This window comes from Streptomyces uncialis, from assembly GCF_001905345.1.
GTDB lineage: Bacteria > Actinomycetota > Actinomycetes > Streptomycetales > Streptomycetaceae > Streptomyces > Streptomyces uncialis.
In genome coordinates this window covers 239,843-259,872 of sequence record NZ_LFBV01000011.1, presented here as the reverse complement: position 1 = coordinate 259,872, position 20,030 = coordinate 239,843, and the positions used below count along the sequence as shown (strand labels likewise).

Sequence of the window (20,030 nt, the reverse complement as noted above, 5' to 3'; positions counted from 1 at the left end):
TCCGGGACAGGTGTCAACTCGGTACACGCTCATGACATGCCCGGTCGCGGCTGGCATCATGTGCCGGTGCGTACCTCTCAGCTGGATCAGAGCGGCCGGAACCGCGGTGTGGGTCTGGGCATCGCCCTTGTGTCGGCGCTCGCCTTCGGCGGCTCCGGAGTCGCGGCCAAGCCCCTGATCGAGGCCGGGCTCGACCCACTGCACGTGGTGTGGCTGAGGGTCGCGGGGGCCGCACTCCTGATGCTGCCCCTCGCCTGGCGCCACCGGGATCTGCTGCGCCGGCGGCCCGCGTTGCTGGCGGGCTTCGGACTGCTCGCCGTCGCGGGCGTCCAGGCGTTCTACTTCGCGTCCATCTCCCGTATCCCGGTCGGGGTCGCGCTGCTCGTCGAGTACCTGGGACCGGCGCTGCTGCTCGGCTACGTGCGGTTCGTCCAGCGGCGCCCCGTGACACGTGCCGCCGCCGTCGGGGTCGTGCTCGCCGTCGGCGGTCTCGCCTGTGTGGTCGAGATCTGGTCCGGCCTCAGCTTCGACGCCCTCGGACTGCTGCTCGCCTTCGGCGCCGCCTGCTGCCAGGCCTGCTACTTCCTCCTCTCCGACCAGGGCAGCGACGCGGGCGCCGACGCGCCGGACCCGCTCGGGGTCATCGCCTTCGGACTGCTCATCGGCGCTGCCGTGCTGACGGTCGTCTCCCGCCCCTGGGGCATGGACTGGTCGGTGCTCGCCGGGACCGCCGACATGAACGGCGTCCCCGTGGCGGCCTATCTGCTGCTCGGCTGGGTCGTCCTGATCGCGACCGTGCTCGCGTACATGACCGGCGTGCTGTCGGTGCGGCGGCTCTCACCGCAGGTCGCCGGGGTGGTGGCCTGTCTGGAAGCGGTCGTCGCCACGGTCCTCGCCTGGGTGCTGCTCGGCGAGGCGCTGTCGACCCCCCAGATCGTCGGCGGACTGGTGGTCGTCGTCGGCGCGTTCATCGCGCAGTCCGCCACGCCGGTGAAGGGTTCCGCCGAACCGGTCGCCGCCGGTGGCGGGGTCGCGACCACGGCCGCGTTGGCCGCCGACGCAGCGGCCGGCGAAGCACCGGTCGGCGCTGTGTCCTCCGTGGCCCCGGAAGGGGATTCGGCCGCCCGGTCCGGGTCCGACTGACAGGCGGCCCGACCGGCCCGACCCGGTCTTGTCCCACCCCGGCGGACCCGCGTACGCTCACGATCATGCACGCACGCGCTCTCGTCCTTCCGCCCCCGACCCGCTGACGCGGGCCCTGCGGTAGTCCCGCCCGGCGGTCGCCGGGCGGCGCGGTGCTGCCCGCAGAAGAAGTCCGGGGACCCTCCACGGTCCCGTTCCGAACTTCTGCGAATCCGCGGAGAGATCACGTGTCGAACACTGCCACCGGCCTGCCCGTAGGGCGAGGCCTCCTCTGTCTGATCATCGCCGGTGCCGCCTGGGGCACCGCGGGGGCCGCGGCGTCCCTGCTCTACCGCGTCAGCGACATGGGGCCCGTCGCCCTGTCCTTCTGGCGCTGCGCCGGCGGACTCGTCCTGCTGCTCGCCGTCCGGTTGCTGAGGCCGCGCGTACGCGTCGCCGCCGCGCCCGGGTCCCGGCGCCGTACGGCGCTCCGGGTCACCGCCACCGGTGTGGCCCTCGCGGTCTTCCAGACCTGCTACTTCGCGGCCGTCCAGGCCACCGGTCTCGCGGTGGCGACCGTGGTGACCATGGGCGCCGGTCCCGTACTGATCGCCTGCGGTGCCCGTGTCCTCCTGGGGGAGCGCCTCGGGCGCGCCGGGACGCTCGCGGTCGGCGGGGCGCTCGCCGGTCTGGCGGTGCTCGTGCTCGGCGGGGGCGCCACGAGTGTCCGCCCGCTCGGGGTGCTGCTCGCGGTCGCCTCGGCGGGCGGTTACGCGGCCATGACCGTACTGACCCGCTGGTGGGGCCGCGGTGGCGGCGACCCGGTGGGCACGACCGTGGGCGCGTTCGCCGTCACGGCCGTCTGCCTGCTGCCGTTCGCCGTGCTCGAAGGGCCGGTCCCGCACACGGCTGAACCCCTTCGCGTCCTGGGCCTGCTGGTGTACGTCGCGGCGGTGCCGACCGCCCTCGCGTACGCGCTGTACTTCGCGGGTGCCGCGGTCGTCCGGTCCGCGACCGTGTCGGTGATCATGCTGCTGGAACCGGTCGGCGCCGCGGTCATCGCGGTGGCCGTGCTGGGGGAGACCCTGACGCCCGCCACGGTCGCGGGCACCCTGCTGATGCTGGTCGCCGTGACGGGGCTGGCGGTCGCGGAGACCCGGGACGCCGCCGGGGCACGGAAGGCGGCCGAGGCCGTACGGGTCTGAACCCCGGGTGCCGGGGACGGGGCGGAGGCGGGGCGTCCGCCCGGTGCCGGGGGAACTGGGCGCGCGTGGCGCGGCCGTCCCCGGCACCCGGTGGTCCGGAACGGGGTGGGACCGGTCCGGAACCGGTTCTCAGGGACGGGTGCGTCAAGGAACCGGTGGGCCCGGAACCGGTGCCCAAGGACGGGTGGAACCGGTAGGCCCGGAACCGGTGCTCGGGGAGTGGGTGCGTCAGGAACCGCCGTGTCAGGAAGCGGTCGGTCAGGAGCTGTCGGGCCCAGGGAAGCGGGCCAGGTACTCCGGTACGGCGATCCCGTCCGCGAGGTCGTCGGCCGGGACGAGGGCACCGTACGCCTGCCGTACGGGCACCACGCCCGTCCAGTGCGGCAGTCCGAGGTCCTCGGGCTCGTCGCCCGGTCCGCCCGCGCGGCACTTCGCCGAGACCTCGGCCAGGTCGAGCCTGAGCACGGCGGTGGACGCCAGTTCCTTGGCGTTCGCGGGCCGGGAGTCGGCGGAGCGGCCGGGCACGACATGGTCGACCAGCGCGTCGAGCGACACGCGCTTCTCCTCCGGGTCGGTCACCGGGTGGGCGATGCCCTGGACGACCACCGAGCGGTAGTTGATCGAGTGGTGGAACGCGGACCGCGCGAGGACCAGCCCGTCGACATGGGTGACGGTGACACAGACGGCGAGCCCCGGGTCGCCCTGGCCCGCCATCCGCAAGGGGCGCGATCCCGTGGAGCCGTGCACATAGAGGTGCTCGCCCACGCGCGCGTAGAGCGTGGGAAGCACGACCGGGGCGCCGTCACGGATGAATCCCAGATGGCAGACATAGGCGGCGTCGAGTATCGAGTGCACCACGGCACGGTCGTAGGACGCCCGCTCGCGGGAACGGGTCGGGACCGTGCGTCCCGTGGGGGTGTAGGCGGTCTGTTCCGGCATGGCCGTCTCCCTCGTGCTGGTGCTGACCCGGGGGCCCGTCCGGCCGCTCCGGTCACTTGCCGTCGTTATTGCACTAGTGCATAATACTTTTTGTGCTAGGAGAATATCCCATGGGCCGGAGCGCCGCCGACATCGCCCGCAGCGTCGAACGGGCGGTCACCGGGGGTGGCCTGGAGCCCGGTCAGCACCTCCCGCCCCTGCGCGCGCTGGCCGCGGAGCTCGGGGTGAACCCCAACACCGTCGCCGCCGCCTACCGCACCCTCCGGGAGCGCGGGGTGATCGAGACGGACGGGCGCCGGGGCAGCAAGGTCCGCGCCAGACCCGCGGTCACCGCGCGCGAGATGATCCACGCCGATGTACCCGCCGGGGTGCGCGATCTGTCCGACGGCAACCCCGATCCCGCGCTGCTGCCCCCGCTCACCGCCGCGTTCACGGCCGCCGCCTCCCACGCCGACGCCCGGCCGGTGCTGTACGGCGCCGACCCGGTCGACCCCGACCTCGGCGCGCTCACCCGCGCGGCCTTCGACCGGGACGGGGTACCGGCGGGGCCGGTGGCCGTCACCTCCGGCTCGCTCGACGCCGTCGAGCGGGTGCTCGCCGCGCATCTGAGACCGGGCGACACCGTGGCCGTCGAGGACCCCGGCTGGGGCAGCCTGCTCGATCTCGTCCCCGCGCTCGGACTGCGCACGGTCCCCGTCGCCGTGGACGGTGAGGGGCCGCTCCCCGAGGAGACGGCACGGGCACTCGCCGAGGGCGCCCGCGCCCTGATCGTCACGGACCGCGCGCAGAACCCCACCGGTGCCGTCGTCACCCCCACGCGCGCGCGTGCCCTGCGGGGGATCCTCGCCGCCCACCCCGACGTACTGCTGATCGAGGACGACCACGGGCACGGGATCGTGGACCAGCCGCTGAGCCCGCTGGCCGGGGTCACCACGCACTGGGCGTTCCTGCGCTCCACCGCGAAGGCGTACGGCCCCGATCTGCGGGTCGCCGTGCTCACCGGTGACCCGGTCACCCTGGGCCGGGTGCAGGGCCGCCAGAGTCTCGGGCCGGGCTGGGTGAGCCTGCTTCAGCAGCGGGCCGTCGTCGGTCTGCTGCGCGCCGGCGCGGTGGACGCGCGCGAGGTCGCCGCCTCGTACGGGGCGCGGCGTACCGCGCTGATCGACGCGCTCGCCCGGCGGGGCGTCGGCGCGGGCGGGCACAGCGGGATGAACGTATGGGTGCCCGTCCCGGACGAGACGGGCGCGGTCGCGCGGCTGTTGCAGTCCGGCTGGGCGGTCGCCCCCGGGGCGCGCTTCCGCGCGCGCTCACCGCAGGGCGTACGGATCACCGTCTCGTCGCTGACCGTCGACGACATGCCGTCCCTCGCCGAGGCGGTGGCCCACGCCGTGGCGCCCGCCCGCTCCCGCCGCTATATGTGACCGTCCGCTGCCGCAGCTCCTGGTGAGGTGGCCCCACGATGCCGTCGGCGGCGAGGTCATGGGGGAAGGCGGTCCCGAGGAGGACTCTCCTCGGGACCGCCTTGCCGGGTCAGGTGCGGACAGGCGGGGCCGCTGGGTCAGAAGTGCAGTGTCCAGCTGTTGATGTACCCGCCGGGGTAGGCGTACTCCCAGCCGCGCGCACGCAGCTTCCAGGTGCCGTTGGCGGTCTCTGAGGACGCGTCCACGGCGACTGTGGCGATGTAGGGGTTGCCCTCCAACCCGCCGCCGCTCGCCAGTGGGTAGGCGGTTCCGTCCGGGGCCACCAGTTCGAGCTGTGCGTTCGGGTTCCCGATGGTGTGCACATCGATCAGGAGGATGCTGGGCGCGTTGCCGGGGACACCGGTGACGGTGATCGGTGACTCGGCGACGGCGGGCGGCGTGGGCATGGGGACATCGGCGGAGTTGGTGAAGGCCGGGCCGGGCGGCCGGGGGGTGGGGTTGCTGGGGCGGGTGCCGACGTTGACGGCGCCCCAGGCGTCCCGCACATTGAGGTGGACGGCCGAGTTCGCCCCGTAGAGGTCGGCGGCGGCGGACAGGGTGGCGGCCCGGGCGCCGGCGTAGTCGGTGGTGGAGGTCATGTAGACGGTCAGGGCGCGGTACCAGATGCGCTCGGCGGCGGCCCGGCCGATCGGGGTGACCGGCAGGGTGTCATGGGTGGGGCTGTCGTAGGAGACCCCGTTGATCGTCTTGGCGCCGCTGCCCTCGGAGGCCAGATAGAACCAGTGGACGGCCGGGCCCGCCATGTACCGCCCGTTCGTGCTGGACGCGAGGCGCGGGTGCCAGTAGTCGGCGGTCCATCCCGGTGCGGACGGCCGGTCCATCTGGCGCACATGACGGTTGAGACCGCCGACATCGACCTTCTCGCCGGTCAGGTAGTCGCCCACGTCCTGGCTGTTGCCCGCGTGGAACTCCACGGCGGCGGCGAAGATGTCAGCGGTCGCCTCGGCCAGCCCGCCGGACTCGCCGTAGTAGCTGAGCCTGGCGGTGTTGTTGATGAGGCCGTGCGCGAATTCATGGGCCGTGACGTCGATGGAGGTGTAGGGCGTCGTGCCGTCGTGCCCGTGGGTCACACAGAAGCAGGAGTCCTCCCAGGAGGCCCCGCGGATGCCCGTCCGGTGGACCCGGGAGCTCGCCCCGTCGCCGTCGTTGCGTACGCCGTACCTCTCGTGCACCTGGGCGAAGTAGTCCCAGTTGACCTGGGCGCCGTAGGCGGCGTCCACCGCGTCGGTCTGCTGGCTCGCCGAGGTGCCGTCGCCCCACACGCCATCGGCGTCGGTGAGGAGTTTGCCGGGGCCGTCGCCGGACCACACACCCGTGACGTCGTAGGTCCGATGACTGCCGCGTTCCGTGTCGGTCATGTTGTGGAGCGTGCCGAACTTGGAGGTGCCGAGGGCGACCTGACCGCTGTGCCTGCTGTGGCCGACGCCGGTGTACCTGTTCACCGCGTCGTGGCTGTACAGCTCGGCACCCGTGGTGGCGTCGGTGATCACATGCAGTTCGCTGGGGCCGTTGTCGGGCAGGGTGCCCCGCACGACCGTCTCCCAGGCGAGGACGGGGCGGCCGGAGGCGGCCCAGACCACGGCACGCGGCTTCTTGTCGAGGACGGCGTCCTTGGTGCCCTCCCCCTCGGCCTTCGCCAGGGAGGACCTGGTGGCCGTGGCGGCGCTACGGGCGGGGGTCGTGCGGGGAACGGTGACCCGGGCCTTGGTCGCCCTGGTCACGCCCTTGGTCGCGCCGGACGCCGTGGTGTGGACGACCAGGTCACCGCCCAGGACGGGTAAGCCGTCGTAGGTGCGCTCGTAGCGGGTGTGCACCGAGCCGTCGGCGTCCTGGAGCACGCTGCGCGGCAGCAGCCTCTCCTTGGGGCCCAGACCGAGTGCGGTCGCCGTCCCGGCGCGGTCGGCCGTGGCCCGCGCGAGCAGTTCCGTCTGCCGCTCGGGTGCGAGCTTCACCGGCATGGCGCCGGCACGCGGCTGGGGCCCCGGCGAGCCGGGCCGGGCGGGCGCGGCCCCGGCCGTACCGGAGGGCACGGCCACGGCGATCAGCGCGACACCTGCGAGCAGGGCTCCAGCGGCCGAGGCCCTGCGGGGAAACCGTCTCATAGCGAACTCCTTGCGCGCCGGCCGTCTGTCACGGCCGGGACAGGACCCGCCGACGGGGTGTGCCGGACGGGCAGAGATTCCGGTGCGGTGTGCCGTCGGCTCCCTTCCGAAGGGCTCGGAGTCCGGGTGGTCCCGTGGCGCGCGAGTGACGCGCTCCGGCTCGGGGGACCACCGGGTCGGGAGGGGATCGGTACGGCGGGAAGCGTGACACCGCTGGGAGCCGTGCGCCAGAAGGGGCACCGGAGGCTTGGCCGTATCCCACTCGTGGCGCGGGACGGGCGGCGTGGGAGCCGCACCTGTCCGGAGGTGGTCGCACGCTTCCCGGGTGACCCGGGCCGCGAGGCGGGGGCGTCCGTACGGGTACTGGCCGGAAGGGTTCGCGCGGGTGGACGGGTTCGCAGCTGTGTGGACGGGTTCGCGGCGGCAGCGGGAAGGGGGACGGCGGCGCGGCTCCGTCCCCCTTCCCGCGGACGACGGCGGCGCGGCGTGGCTCCGTCCCCCTTCCCGGTGAGCGACGGCGGCGCGGCGTGGCTCCGTCGCTCACCGGGGAGCCGCCCGGAACCGCTCGCCGGTGTATCGCGGTCCGGGGCGGGGGCACCGGTGCGGGCCGCGGATAGACTCGTCGCCATGGTTCGATCGTCCTGCGGTGAGGCGACCCCCGGGATGTGGCGGCGCGAGGCGGGCACCGCGATGCGCCGGGCCCCGGCGCTGCCGGAGGGGACGGCGGCCCCGTTCGCCATCGTCGCCGGGTTCCATGTTCCCCCCGTCCCCACGGAGTGGGCGCCGCACGCGCACGCCATGCACGAACTCGTCTGGGTACGCGGCGGAACGCTGACGTCCCGGGTGGGGGACCGTGTCTTCACCGTGTTCGAGGGGTGCGGGCTGTGGATGCCCGCCGGAGTGGTGCACGGGGGCCGGGCGACGGCGGGTGCGAAGTTCCATGACGCCTTCTTCGCCCCCGACCGCACGCCGTTCGCCTTCGGGGAGCCGAAGGCGATCGAGATGACGCCGTTGCTCCAGTCGCTGCTGACCCATCTGTCCCGTGGGGATCTCGACACGGAGGCCAGGGCGCGCGCGGAGTCGGTCGTGTTCGACGTGATCCAGCCGTCGGAGCGCCAGGTCGCGTTGCGGCTGCCGGGGGACACCCGGATCGACGCGATCGCCGAAGCCCTGCTGGACGATCCCGGCGACAGCCGTTCGCTGGAGGAGTGGGCCCGGTCGCTGGGGATCAGCGACCGCACGATCACCCGTGCTTTCCGTCACACGACAGGGCTCTCCTTCGCCCGGTGGCGGCAGATGCTGCGGGTGCACCGGGCGCTGATGCTCCTCTCCGACGGCTTCGACGTGATGACGGTTTCGGACACGCTCGGCTACGCGCAGCCCAGTTCCTTCATCGCGGCGTTCCGGCGGGTCATGGGAACCACGCCCGGCGCGTTCTTCGACACGACCGCCGGCGACCCCGGCGATGTCCGGAATCCCGTATCGGGTGTCCCGGACTCCTGATTGTCGACTCGGCAAGCGGAATATAACCTTCACGGAGTTAGGTGACCCTTAGTTGGTGCTCGCCGTGAACGGTGCTCCCTGCCGTACGCGGGGAGTCGCGGCCCGGCCGGTGCAGGCCGGACGGAGGGTGCCGCAGTCCTTGCCCCTCCGACCGTCCGGACCCTCGATGTTCACAAGCCCCTTCCGGCGCGCCGACCGCCCCGCGGTCGACCCCACCGCGCCGGCCGCCGCCCTCCACGGGCACGACCTGGTGCTGCGGTACGGCGGTGAGCCCGTGGTCCACGGTGTCTCGATCACCCTGGAACCCGGCCGCGCGACCGCGCTGGTGGGGCCGAACGGCAGCGGGAAGTCCACGCTGCTGCGCGCGCTCTCCCGGCTGCACCGGGTGGACGGCGGCCGGGTCACGCTCGGCCCCCTCGGCGGGCCGTCCGAGCGTGACGCGGCCCTGCTCAGCTCCCGCCGGTTCGCCCGCGAGGTCACGCTGTTCTCCCAGTCGAGGCCCGCGCCCCAAGGGCTGACGGTCACGGAGGTCGTGTCGTTCGGACGCCATCCCTACCGGCACGGCTTCGGCGGAACGACCCCCGAGGACCGGACCGCCGTCGACCGCGCCATGGGCATCACCGGCGTACGGGACATGGCGGCCCGGCCGGTCGGGGAACTCTCCGGCGGCGAGATGCAGCGGGTCTGGCTCGCGGCCTGCCTGGCCCAGGACACCGGCGTCGTGCTGCTGGACGAACCGACCAACCACCTGGACCTGCGCTACCAGATCGAGACGCTCGACCTGATACGCGATCTCGTCGAGGAGCACGGCATCGCGGTCGGGGTCGTGCTGCACGACCTGGACCAGGCGTCCCGGGTCGCGGACACCCTGGTCCTGATGCGCTCCGGCCGGGTGCACGCGGCGGGCGCGCCCGCCGATGTCCTCACCGCCGAGAACATCGGCGAGGTCTACGAGGTCCGGGTCGAGGTCGGTACCGATCCCCGCACCGGCCGTCTCCGTATCGACCCGCTCGGGCGGCACTCCTCCTGACGCGGGACGGCCGCCCCCGCTGGACCGCAGGGCGTCCGCCCCGCTGAACCAGGACATCCGCCCCCCGCTCGGGCGGCCCTCCTCCGGAACGGACCAGCCCGACCCGCTCGGGCGGCCCTCCGCCCGGAGCGGGTCCCGACCGGCCGCGGCGGCACGCCCCGAGGCGGGACACCCGCCCCCTCCCACGAACCCCAGACGAACCGCAAGAAAGAGGACCTTTCATGAACCGTGCCCATCGCCTGGCGGCGTCAGCCTCCACGGGGCTCGCCCTCCTCGCCGCGACGGCCTGCGGCACGACCGATGTCGACAAGAGCGAGGCGGGCGGCGGCACCAGCGCGCCGCCCGCGTCGAAGAGCTGTGCCGACGACACCACGACCACCTCCACGAAGCCGGTCTCCTTCAAGGACGGCGTCGGCCGGCAGGTGAAGCTCGACAAGCCCGCCAAGCGGATCGCGGTCCTGGAATGGCAGCAGGTCGAGGACGCGCTGACCCTGTGCGTCACCCCCACCGTCGTCTCCGACGCGAAGGGGTACCGCGCCTGGACCAGCGCGGAGAAGCTGCCCGGCGGGGTGACGGACATCGGCGCCCGTGAGGAGCCCGACCTCGACACCCTCTACGCGGCCAAGCCCGACCTCATCGTCGTGGAGGCGTTCAAGGCCGACGACGAGACCATCGCGAAGCTGGAGAAGCGGGGCATCCCCGTGATGGCCACCCGGGGCGCCGACCCCGAGGACCCGATCGGGAACATGCGGGAGGTGTTCAGCATGATCGGCGAGGCGACGGGCCGCACCGAGCGGGCCGACCAGGTCCTCAAGGAGTTCGACCAGCACCTGGCCACCGCGAAGAAGCGGGTCACCGACGCCGATCTGCCGACCAAGGACTTCCTGTACTTCGACGGCTGGCTCCAGGGCGGCAACCTCACGATCCGCCCCTACAGCGACGGCGCCCTGTTCACCGAGATAGGCAAGGAACTCGGGATGACCCCCGCGTGGACCAAGGACGTCAACAAGGCGCACGGTGACGGCGGCGTCGACGCCGCCTACGGCCTCGCGCAGACCGACGTCGAGGGACTCACCGGGGTGGGCGACGCCAACCTCTTCTACGCCAACGACGACGCGGCCGGCGGCTTCGTCGACGCGCTCGCCAAGAACCCGATCTGGAAGACCCTCCCGGCCGTCAAGGAGGACCGCGCGCACGCGTTCCCGTCCCGGGTGTGGGGCGCGGGCGGTCCGCGCTCCTGCGCACAGGCGATCGACGCGTACGTAGACGTGCTCGACAAGAAGTGAACACACCGCTGATGTCGAAGCCCGTAGCGGGACCGTCGCCGCGCGCCGAGCGCGGTGGCGGTCCCCTCGGGGTGGCAGTCCTGGCCGTCCTGCTCGTCGCGACCGTCCTGGTGGGCCTGTGGCACCTGACGCAGGGGACCTCGGGCGTCGGCGTCGGCGACCTGGTGCGCCATCTGACCGGGGACCGGGAGGCCACCGGCGGGGCGCCGGTCGGCGAGATCATCACCGGCTCGCGCCTGCCGCGCCTGCTCGCGGGCGTCGCGGTGGGCTTCGCCCTCGGTGTCGCCGGCGCGCTCCTCCAGTCCGTCACGCACAACACGCTCGCCTCGCCCGACACCCTCGCGGTCACGGCCGGGTCCTACTTCACCCTCACGCTCGTCGCGGCCCTCGGTCTCACCGTCCCGCTGTGGGCGTCGGGCGCGGTCGCCTTCGCCGGTGGCCTGGCCGCGGCGGCGCTCGTCCTGCTGCTCTCCGGCCGGGCCTCGGGCACCGCGGGTACCCGGCTCATCCTCGCCGGATCGGCGATCGCGCTCGCCCTGGACGCGGCGACCGGGATGCTCCTCATCCTGTTCGACCAGAACACGACCGGCCTCTTCGCCTGGGGCAGCGGTTCGCTCGCCCAGATGAACATCGACGCCTCGGTACGCGCCCTGCCGGTCGTGGCCGTGGTGCTGTGCGCCGCCCTGCTGCTGTCCCGGCGACTGGACGTGATGAACCTGGGCGACGACGCCGCGTCCACCCTCGGTGTGCCGATCCGGAGCACCCGCGTGACCGCCGTGATCTGCGCGGTGCTCCTGGCCGGTACGGCGGTGACCCTCGCGGGCCCGATCTCCTTCGTCGGCCTCGGCGCCCCCGTCCTGGCCCGGCTGATCGCCGGGCGGGTCCGGGCATTGCGGCGGCACCTCCTGCTGGTGCCCGCGGCCGGGCTGATCGGCGCGCTGCTCATCCTGCTCGCGGACGCCTCCCTGCGCGCGGTGCAGGGCGCGGACGGCGCCGCCTCCATCCCCACCGGCGTGCCGACCGCGCTGCTCGGCTCCGTCGTGATCGTGGTCCTCGCGCTGCGCCTGCGTGACACGGGCCGGCTCCGTCAGCCACCGCACTCACGGGTCGCCGCACGGTCCCGCCGCGCGTTCCTCCTCGTCGTGTCCGGTGCACTGGCCCTGCTGGCCGTGGCGGTCCTCGTGGCGGTCCTGGCGGGGAGCCTCTGGCTGCGGACGGGGGACCTCGCGCTGTGGTTCCGCGGCGGCGCCCCGGACCTGATCGGCCAGGCGCTCGACGACCGCGTTCCCCGGGTGGCCGCCGCGGTCCTGGCAGGCGCCGCGCTCGGACTGGCCGGGTGCGTCGTGCAGGGCGCGGTGCGCAACCCGCTGGCGGAGCCGGGAGTGCTCGGCATCACGGCGGGCGCCGGGCTGGGCGCGGCGAGCGTGGCCACGTCCGGGCTGTCGGGCGGCCGGCCCGTGCTCGTCGCGGTCGCGGTCGCCGCCGGGCTCGCCACGTTCGGGCTGGTCGCCCTGCTGGCCTGGCGCGGCGGTTTCCTGCCCGACCGGTTCGTACTGATCGGCATCGGCTGCGGATACGGCCTCAGCTCGGTCACCACCTTCCTGCTGCTGCGTGCCGACCCGTACAACACGCCGCAGATCTTCACCTGGCTCTCCGGTACGACCTACGGCCGCACGCTGCCCGACGTCGTACCGGTCGCGGTGGCGCTCGCGCTCGCGCTTCCCGTGCTGTTCGCCATGCGCGGCCGGCTCGACCTGCTCGCCGTCGACGAGGACACCCCGCGCATCGTCGGTGTCAAGGTGGAGCGCACCCGCTTCGCCGCGCTGGCGATCGCCGCGGTGCTCGCGGCGCTCAGCGTGATCGCCGTCGGTGTCGTCGGCTTCGTGGGGCTGGTCGCCCCGCATCTCGCCCGGTCCCTGGTGGGCGCCCGGCACGGCCGCGCGATCCCGGTCGCGATGCTGCTCGGCGCGTTGCTGGTGTGCGTGGCCGACGCCCTCGGCCGCACGCTCGTCGCGCCCGCCCAGGTACCGGCGGGCCTCATGATCGCGCTGGTCGGCGCGCCGTACTTCGTCTGGGTGCTCCGGCAGTCCCGCGCATGACACCTGACGCACCGTACCCGCGCCCCGGCCCGCCCTGACCCGCCCTCGGCCCGACCCGCCCAGTCCCGCCCCGCTCCGTCCCGCCCAATCCAGTCCCGCTCCGTCCCGTCCCGCCAGGAGTACCGCGATGCCGTCCCCGCAGGAAGCGTCCGTGAGGTCCGTCGTCGTCCCGTTCGAGGCCGGTGAGCCGCCTGCCCCGCTGAGGGGGCTCGGACACCACGGGGTGCTGGAACGCTGGCGCGCGGTCGACCGCTCCGGCCATGCCCCGCACCTCGTGGGTGTCCGGGGCGCGGACGGGGAGGACTGGACCGCCGCCGCGCTCGTGACGGCCCGCCCGCACACGGCGTATCTGAAGATCGTCGACGCCGTCGGTGACGTGCCGGCGGCCGTCGCGGCGGTTGTCGCCCACGCGCGCGCCCGGGGGCTCGCGCAGGTCAAGTGGGAAGGCTGGACGGCGACTTCCGAGGAAGCCGTCGCCGCGGGATTCGCCCCCCTGGGTCCTCCGCTCGCGCGCTCCGAGGGCGCCGAAGGGCCTGCCGCCGGATACTTCCGCTGGCTGCGCGACGGCGTGGTGACCGCACCTCCGTACTACGGGCAGACCACGCACTTCACCTGCGGCGCCGTCACCGCCCTGGTCGCGCAGGCACACGCGGGGGCGCTGCCGGGGGACGGGCTCGACCGCCGGGCGGAGCTGACGCTGTGGCGCGACGCGACCAACTTCCCCGCGTGCGAGCCCGTGGGACTGGGCGTCGCCGTCCGCCGCGCGTGGCCGTCGTCCCCCGTCACGGTCCACCTCGACACGGACCGGCCCGTCATGCTCGGCCACCTCCCGGAGAGCGAGCGGGAGTGGCGTGCCCACCTCCAGCGCATGTCACGTGAGGACGCCGGACGGATCGGCGTCCCGGTCGACCCGCGCCGCCTCTCCACGACCGGCATCCGGAGCGCGATCGGCCGACGCGAGCATGTGCTGCTCCTGGTCTCGCTCGCCGCGATGCAGGGCTTCGACGTGCCGCACTGGGTGCTCTGCCATGGCGTCGTGCCCGGCGCCGTCGTGGTCGACGACCCGTGGGCCGACGCGGCGAAGGGGGACACCTGGGTCGACGCCCATCTGCTGCCCGTCCCCGATCCGTCGCTCGACACCATGTCGGCCATCTCGCCGGACGGCTTCGGCGGCGCGGTGACCATCGGACGCCGGACGGCTTCAGCCGGGCGGTGACGTGCGGGGCCTGGCAGCGGACCCCCGGCCGCACGGCGTCACCCGGTCCGTGGATTCACGGGAGTCACGCCGTACGACGAACTCGGTCATGCTGACGAGGGGCGGTACAGCGATCGCGGCACGTACCCGGGAGAATTCGTCCAGGGTGCGCACGTGTCCACCAGTTGTCGCGCGCGACCGCGAGCCTGCCGGCGAACCCGGGCGCGTACGCCTTCCATGAGGAGATCCCGCCCTCGCGGGACTCCCGGGCTGTGGTAATCGGTGTGCGGTGCCTGGCCGATGGCCTGGTGGGACCGGACGGGACGGTTCTTCATCCGGGCGTCTCCGTTGCTGTGGTGGGGAGTTGCCCTTCGGTCGGTTCCGTCTCGGCGGGACGCCAGGACCGGCGGAAGTGTTCGACGCTGTTGTGCAGATGAACACGCGTGGCGTGGACGGAGAGCGCGGCATCGCGGCGGGAGATGGCCCGCGCGATGAGCGCGTGCTCCGAGGCGGACGCTTCGAGCCTGCTCCGGGAGTGGCCGGCCATACGGCGCACACGGGCGACGTGGGTCCGCAGGTTCTCCATCGCGTCGACCAGGAAGGAGTTGTCCGTCGCCTCGTTGACGGCCTCGTCGAAGCGCCGGATGAGTGCGAAGTAGTCGCTCACCTGCCCGTCGGAGACCGCGGCACCCCGGAAGAGGTCATGCCACTGCGTGAAGTGGTCCCCGAACTCCGCGAAGACCGCGGGCTCACCGCGTAAGGCGGCGAGCTGGGCGGCCTGGGACTCAAGGCAGGAACGCTGCTCGAAGAGGCTGCGCACGTACCGGTCGTCGACCTGCGTGATCACGAGGCCCCGTTTCCCCGACGGCTCGGCGAGACCCTCTGCGGCAAGGCGGCTCAGGGCTTCGCGCACCGGTGTGCGGGAGACCCCCAGGCGCTCGGACTGTTCCACCTCCAGGAGGTGGGCGCCCGGTGGCAGAACGCCGTCAAGGATCTCCGACCGCAGTTGCGCGTAGGCGCGTCCTGCGGCTGTGGGGGGAGTGGTCAACATGGATGCAGTGTATACACCATGGTTACGAGTGAGTGCGAAATGCGCGTGAACTCTTGTGGGCTCACCTCCGTATGTATACATTCCGGTTCTCCAGGCACCTGCCGGAGAGACAAGGAAGCTTCCATGAAGATCACCCGCACCGCCGCCACAACTGCGGCCGCTGTCCTTGCCCTCAGCGCATGCGGTAGCAGTGAGGACCCGGCCTCGGACGCCGAGCCCGAAGCGCTCGACCGTCTTGAGATCATCGCGCCGGCCGCGCCTGGCAGCGGTTGGGACCGAACCGCCCGCGGCACCCAGGACGCGCTGAGATTCGCCGGGCTCGCGAAGTCGCCCGAGGTCACGAATGTCGCCGGGGCCTCCGGCACCGTCGCCCTCTCCAAGTTCGCGCCCCAGAAGGGCAAGGAGGATCTCTGGATCACCTCGGGGCTGGCGATGATGAGCGGCGTCATCAGCAACGGGACCGAAGCCACGCTCGACGACCTCACGCCCCTCGCCCGCCTCATGGGCGAGTACGAGGTCGTCGTCACGCCGACGAACTCGCCCTACAAGTCGGTCGACGACCTGTTCGCGGCGATCAAGGAGGACCCCGAATCGGTCGCCATCGCGGGCGGCTCGGTGGGAAGCGCCGACCACATCTACATAGGTCTGCTCGCCCGGCACTACGGTGTCAAGCCCGCCGACATCAAGTACGTGCCCAACAGCGGCGGCGGCGAGGCGACGACCGCGCTCCTCAGCGGCAAGGCCCAGGCCGGCGTCTCGGGGCTCAGCGAGTTCGCCCCCCAGATCAAGAGCGGCAGGGTGAAGGGCCTCCTCGTCTCGTCACTTGAGCCCGTCGACGGCCCCCCCTTCGAGCAGACCGCCGCTGACGTCGACAAGTCCCTGGAATTCCAGAACTGGCGCTCGATGATGGCCCCGGGTGATCTGGACGACGCGCTCAAGACCCGGTACGTCGAGACGCTCAAGGAGATGCACGGCACAGAGGGCTGGAAGGACATCGCCGCGGAGAACGCCTGGAACGACAACTTCCTCGCCGGTGACGAGTTCGCGACATGGCTCAAGGAGGAGAACAGCCGGGTCAAGGAGATCCTCGGCGAGCTGGGCCTGGCCAAGAACTGATCCGAGCCCCGTGGTGGGTGACCGCCACCGTGCGCGGCCATCCACCACCACGGCATGAGACCGGCAGATCCATGGGCGCCCACCCGGGGCACGCCGTACAGCCTGGCGAGATACTGACGGAAGTTACCGTGACCCGCTACATCACGCCGCTGCGTGAGGGCGGGTCGCTGCCCGGTGTGGTCGAGGCCGACGATCTCGGTACGTACGCCATGAAGTTGACGTGCGAGGGGGGCTGACCTGCGTAAAGGTGGCAGTTTCCCGGGCTGACCTGCCTAGTTGGTCCTTTCGGTGTCTTTCAGGGGCGCGCCGTGTCATGCGGCCGCTTCTCCCTGAGCGCTCCCCAGCCGTGCGCTTTCTCCCCCGGTTCCTCCCAGGCGGGACTTGGCCCCGGGCGCTGACGTGGAGTGAACCCGCACGTGGTCGCAGTCGCGCTGAGTGAGTGCTGGGGCTGAGTAGGTGCGGGCTGTGGAGGGGATGGCCAGTCCCCGTTCTCCGCGAGTTCCGGCGGCGACGCCGGTGGTCGGCTGTCACGTGCAGGGAACCGCGGGACGTGCCGGACGGGTCGAACTCGCTTGCACTACGGTCGAGTTGTCCGTGATCGTGTGCGTGACGGGGGCTTCCGGATGACAGTGGAACCGGTGGCCGAGCGCGGGGTGCTGACCGCGCCGACCCCACGGACCCGGGCGAAGGTACTCTCCGCCAGGCAGACCACGACCGTGGCCTGAGAGCATCGAGGCATGGTCAGGCACAGCCGACCCAAACCGTCGGACCAGCCGTCGCGCGCCGTCCCGCGTCTGGACGCCGACAACCCATGCGCCGCGTACGACGAGCGGCGCCGCCCGCCGATGAACATCTACCGGCGTCACCGGCCGGTGCACGGCGGCGCAGTCACCTCCGGCCCGACGAGGCGCGCGTTCTGGAGGAGTGGAGCGGGTTCGCGTACGAGCCGGCCGGCACCGCCCCCGGCCTCGCAGCAGCCCAGGAATGATTGAACGAACTTCCGATCGGCGGCGCCCGCAGCATGATGCCCCGTGGCGGAAGGCATCCCGATCCGGGCCCGGGTGCCGGTGTATCCGAGGCGGCGGCCGGACACGGGCGCCGTGTGCCGGGGTGCCGAAGGCGTGGGCGGCGTGGTCGAGGGTGTCGGCGATCTGCCCGGGGTGGGCGTGCGCGTGGCGGAGCCGGGTGGTCACTTCGTCGGGGAGGCGGCTCCAGTCGGCTTCGTGCTGGCCGCCGGAGATCCGACAGCCCGTCACGAAAGTTCGCGGTCAACGAGCCGGATCCCAAAGCGTTTCAGATCGACAAGTCACTGGTAGTGAGGTTGGCGGACATGAGATTCGATCATCCTTTCAATTGCCCGGCATGGAGCGCGCCCCACCCCGGGAAGAGAAGGGCGGGGCGCGCAGTTGTCTCCGTACGGTTCCGAAGGGGGATTCAGAAACGGACGGCGAATTTGTTCGTCGTGCCCGTGTTCCCGACAGTCAGGTCGTCGACGCGCAGCTTCCACCAGCCATTGACGGACTTTCCATCAAGATTCACGGTGTACACCTTCTTGAAGGTGCCGCCACCCGTAGGCGCACCGGACGGCTTGAGGAGATGGATGGAGCCATCCGGGGCGATGACATCAATCTTCAGGTCGGCGTGACGCTGGTGATCGACCTCCACATACACCTGGACCTTCGAAGACGCGGTGCCGAAGAGGTTGGACACACTGGTCCAGATCTCCTCGTAGTTCTTGTCCGGGATGGGCTTGACGGTCTGGTTCTCATACGACGGGAAACCAAGCGCCCAGCCCTTCAGCGTGCCGGTGTCACCTGTGGCGTTGTCGGTGACCTTCAGCGTCCATGTGCCGTTCGCGACCGCATCCGTGGCATCCACACCCCATGTGGTGACCAGACTGCCGCCAGGCTCCGAACCGTACGGTTTGAGGGTGTACACCCGGCCGTCCGGGCTCGCCAGGAGAACACGAGCCTCACCGAGCTTGGTGTGATCCATGTTCACGTACACCTGGAGCGGCCCGGCCGCGTTGCCGTTGATGTTGGTGACGTCGATCGCGGACACGAGCGTGCTGTTGTCGGCAATGACCTCGTTGGCGTTCTTCTCGAACGGCGTCGGGAAGATCAGCGACCACCAGTTCAGCTTTCCGGTGTCAGCGTCATCAACATCGGTCATCTGAAGCTTCCACGTGCCGTTCGCCGGTTCAACAGAAGCATCCACCGTGTAAACGGCGACAATGTTGTCCGCCCCATCCGAAACAGAGGAATTCTTCAGTAGGAACACCTTGCCGGTCGGCGAGATCAGCTCCAGCTTCACATCACCCCGGTAGGTGTGGGTGATGTTCACCGACACGCTCAGCTTGTTCGACGCCTGCCCCGGGTACTCGGCCACGGTGATCGGCGACGTAGCGGCGGGTCCAGGGGCCGGAGAGCCCACACCATCGGGGATGGCAACCGTCTGATCGTTGTCGATGTGGAACGCACGCGGCTTCTTCGTCGTGGGATCAGGCCCCGGAGTCACCGCGGTGATGGCCTTGTACACATCAATACGCGGCGTGGTCGCTCCCGTGTACGAGATGGGCGTACCAGACGTGGCGAGCAGCGACACCAGGGATTCGATCGTCTCCGCCGGATACGTCTGCCGCAGCACAGCCAGAGCCCCCGCAACGTGCGGAGTGGCCATCGAAGTGCCGTTCTTGGAGGCGTAATTGCCGCCCGTCACCGACGAGTTGATGGAGGTGCCGGGGGCAAACAGGTCCAGCAGCGGGCCACGGTTGGAGAACGTGGACACCTCATCGGTGTCCGTGGTCGATCCCACGGTGACAGCAGAAGCAATACAGCCGGGCGCGGACACGGCATCGGTGTAGCCGTTGTTGCCGGCGGCGATGACAGTGGCGACACCCTTGGTGAGAAGACTGTCGATGATCGCCTTACGCGGATCCGCGTTGCAGCCAGTGGTCCAGCGGGCCCCGCCCAGGCTCATGTTCGCGGCGACAATGTTCACCCCGGCGGTCTTCCACTGCTGCACCTGCTCCAGGCCCTTGATCTGCGAAGAGGTGAAGGACAGCACGCACGGGCTGCCCCCGGCTCCGCAGTAGGTGTCGTCGTTGAACCGGGTGAACACCTGCACGGCAGCAATATCAGCTGCGGGGGCGACGCCTCGCTTTGGCGCACCAACAGCACTGTTCGAGTTGCCTGCGGCGATACCGGCGACGTGAGTGCCATGGTCGCACTGCGTGCCGAGCAGCGAGCACGGGCCGGTGGACGTGTCAGCTGAACCGGCACCCACCTGAGCCTGCGTGCTGTCCGGGCAGAGGCTGGTGGCACCGTAGCCCGCGTCAGTGACGGAGAAACACGCTTCCTGCTTGACGCGCCCACCGAGGAACGGATGCCCCTTCTCCACTCCGGTGTCCAGGACAGCGATCGTCACTCCGGCGCCGGTCTTGCCTGCGGCGGTCGCCCTGTCGGACCCGATCTTGACGGTGGATTCGTTCAGAGTTGCCTTGACCGGCACGTCTTCGGTGACGGAGATGACACCGGGCTGCGATTCAAGGTTCGTGAGCCCGGTCTGGTTCACCCGCAAGGTGACCAGGGGAAGCGTGTTGTAGGTGACGAGGGTTGCCCCCGCCGTTTGCGCAGAGGACAGCTCCGATGTCTGGGAGGTGACGACGTTGACGCGGACGGTGCCGCCGGAGGCAACCTTGTCGTTGAGGGCCGGATCAACAGCGTCGCTGGTAGCCGCCAGCGCAGTGCCGGTGATGGGGTTGTAGGGGGAGGGCATGGCCGCGAGGACCATGGCTGCTACCGTCGCCGTGACGGTAGCCCATATAGGCCGCTTCAAAACGGGTTCTTCCTTCTTCCGGGGACGGCATGGAAAAGGGGTCCGAGCGGGTATAGGACGGCTC

Annotated in this window: 14 protein-coding genes and 1 pseudogene; 11 read left to right on the top strand and 4 right to left on the bottom strand. The window is 71.6% G+C overall.

The window, feature by feature from the left end:
* Positions 1-60 precede the first annotated feature (60 nt).
* Together AB852_RS35080 and AB852_RS35075 are read left to right on the top strand one after the other, a co-directional pair.
* Positions 61-1,143, top strand: a complete 1,083-nt coding sequence (locus AB852_RS35080) for an EamA family transporter (RefSeq protein WP_245877047.1) — start codon at positions 61-63, stop codon at positions 1,141-1,143.
* A 227-nt stretch (positions 1,144-1,370) separates the two neighbouring features.
* Positions 1,371-2,327: a DMT family transporter gene (locus AB852_RS35075; RefSeq protein ID WP_073794978.1), complete on the top strand. Its 957-nt coding sequence runs from the start codon at positions 1,371-1,373 to the stop codon at positions 2,325-2,327.
* Between the two features lie 258 nt (positions 2,328-2,585).
* Here AB852_RS35075 and AB852_RS35070 read toward each other — a convergent pair whose 3' ends face one another.
* Positions 2,586-3,266: a pyridoxamine 5'-phosphate oxidase family protein gene (locus AB852_RS35070; RefSeq protein WP_073794975.1), complete on the bottom strand. Its 681-nt coding sequence runs from the start codon at positions 3,264-3,266 to the stop codon at positions 2,586-2,588.
* Between the two features lie 92 nt (positions 3,267-3,358).
* On the opposite strand from AB852_RS35070, the gene AB852_RS35065 reads away from it, so the two are divergent.
* Positions 3,359-4,687, top strand: a complete 1,329-nt coding sequence (locus AB852_RS35065; protein WP_073794973.1) for an aminotransferase class I/II-fold pyridoxal phosphate-dependent enzyme — start codon at positions 3,359-3,361, stop codon at positions 4,685-4,687.
* A 137-nt stretch (positions 4,688-4,824) separates the two neighbouring features.
* Here the strand turns inward: AB852_RS35065 and AB852_RS35060 are convergent, their stop codons facing one another.
* The gene (locus AB852_RS35060) at positions 4,825-6,849 is read right to left on the bottom strand and encodes a M4 family metallopeptidase (RefSeq protein ID WP_073794971.1); all 2,025 of its coding nucleotides are present in this window, start codon (positions 6,847-6,849) and stop codon (positions 4,825-4,827) included.
* Positions 6,850-7,476: 627 nt separating this feature from the next.
* On the opposite strand from AB852_RS35060, the gene AB852_RS35055 reads away from it, so the two are divergent.
* The 5 genes from AB852_RS35055 to AB852_RS35035 all read left to right on the top strand — a co-directional run bounded on the left by AB852_RS35055 (position 7,477) and on the right by AB852_RS35035 (position 13,983).
* Positions 7,477-8,352: a helix-turn-helix domain-containing protein gene (locus AB852_RS35055; protein WP_073794969.1), complete on the top strand. Its 876-nt coding sequence runs from the start codon at positions 7,477-7,479 to the stop codon at positions 8,350-8,352.
* A gap of 166 nt (positions 8,353-8,518) precedes the next feature.
* Positions 8,519-9,382, top strand: coding sequence for an ABC transporter ATP-binding protein (locus AB852_RS35050; protein ID WP_073794967.1), 864 nt, complete (start codon positions 8,519-8,521; stop codon positions 9,380-9,382).
* A gap of 221 nt (positions 9,383-9,603) precedes the next feature.
* Positions 9,604-10,668, top strand: coding sequence for an iron-siderophore ABC transporter substrate-binding protein (locus AB852_RS35045; protein ID WP_073794964.1), 1,065 nt, complete (start codon positions 9,604-9,606; stop codon positions 10,666-10,668).
* 11 nt (positions 10,669-10,679) lie between these two features.
* Positions 10,680-12,767: an iron ABC transporter permease gene (locus AB852_RS35040; protein ID WP_073794961.1), complete on the top strand. Its 2,088-nt coding sequence runs from the start codon at positions 10,680-10,682 to the stop codon at positions 12,765-12,767.
* 127 nt (positions 12,768-12,894) lie between these two features.
* Complete coding sequence (locus AB852_RS35035) at positions 12,895-13,983, top strand: peptidase C39 family protein (protein ID WP_073794958.1); 1,089 nt, start codon at positions 12,895-12,897, stop codon at positions 13,981-13,983.
* A gap of 310 nt (positions 13,984-14,293) precedes the next feature.
* Here the strand turns inward: AB852_RS35035 and AB852_RS35030 are convergent, their stop codons facing one another.
* Positions 14,294-15,013, bottom strand: a complete 720-nt coding sequence (locus AB852_RS35030) for a GntR family transcriptional regulator (RefSeq protein WP_073794955.1) — start codon at positions 15,011-15,013, stop codon at positions 14,294-14,296.
* A 123-nt stretch (positions 15,014-15,136) separates the two neighbouring features.
* On the opposite strand from AB852_RS35030, the gene AB852_RS35025 reads away from it, so the two are divergent.
* From AB852_RS35025 to AB852_RS41555, 3 genes and pseudogenes are all read left to right on the top strand, one after another.
* Entirely contained in the window at positions 15,137-16,129 is a 993-nt protein-coding gene (locus AB852_RS35025) for a Bug family tripartite tricarboxylate transporter substrate binding protein (RefSeq protein ID WP_073794952.1), read from the top strand.
* 110 nt (positions 16,130-16,239) lie between these two features.
* Positions 16,240-16,359 (top strand): annotated as a pseudogene (locus tag AB852_RS41720) (HipA family kinase); the annotation flags it as partial.
* 581 nt (positions 16,360-16,940) lie between these two features.
* Complete coding sequence (locus tag AB852_RS41555; protein WP_329562198.1) at positions 16,941-17,117, top strand: DUF6087 family protein; 177 nt, start codon at positions 16,941-16,943, stop codon at positions 17,115-17,117.
* A 446-nt stretch (positions 17,118-17,563) separates the two neighbouring features.
* Here AB852_RS41555 and AB852_RS35015 read toward each other — a convergent pair whose 3' ends face one another.
* Positions 17,564-19,921: a proprotein convertase P-domain-containing protein gene (locus AB852_RS35015; protein WP_073794949.1), complete on the bottom strand. Its 2,358-nt coding sequence runs from the start codon at positions 19,919-19,921 to the stop codon at positions 17,564-17,566.
* Positions 19,922-20,030 lie beyond the last annotated feature (109 nt).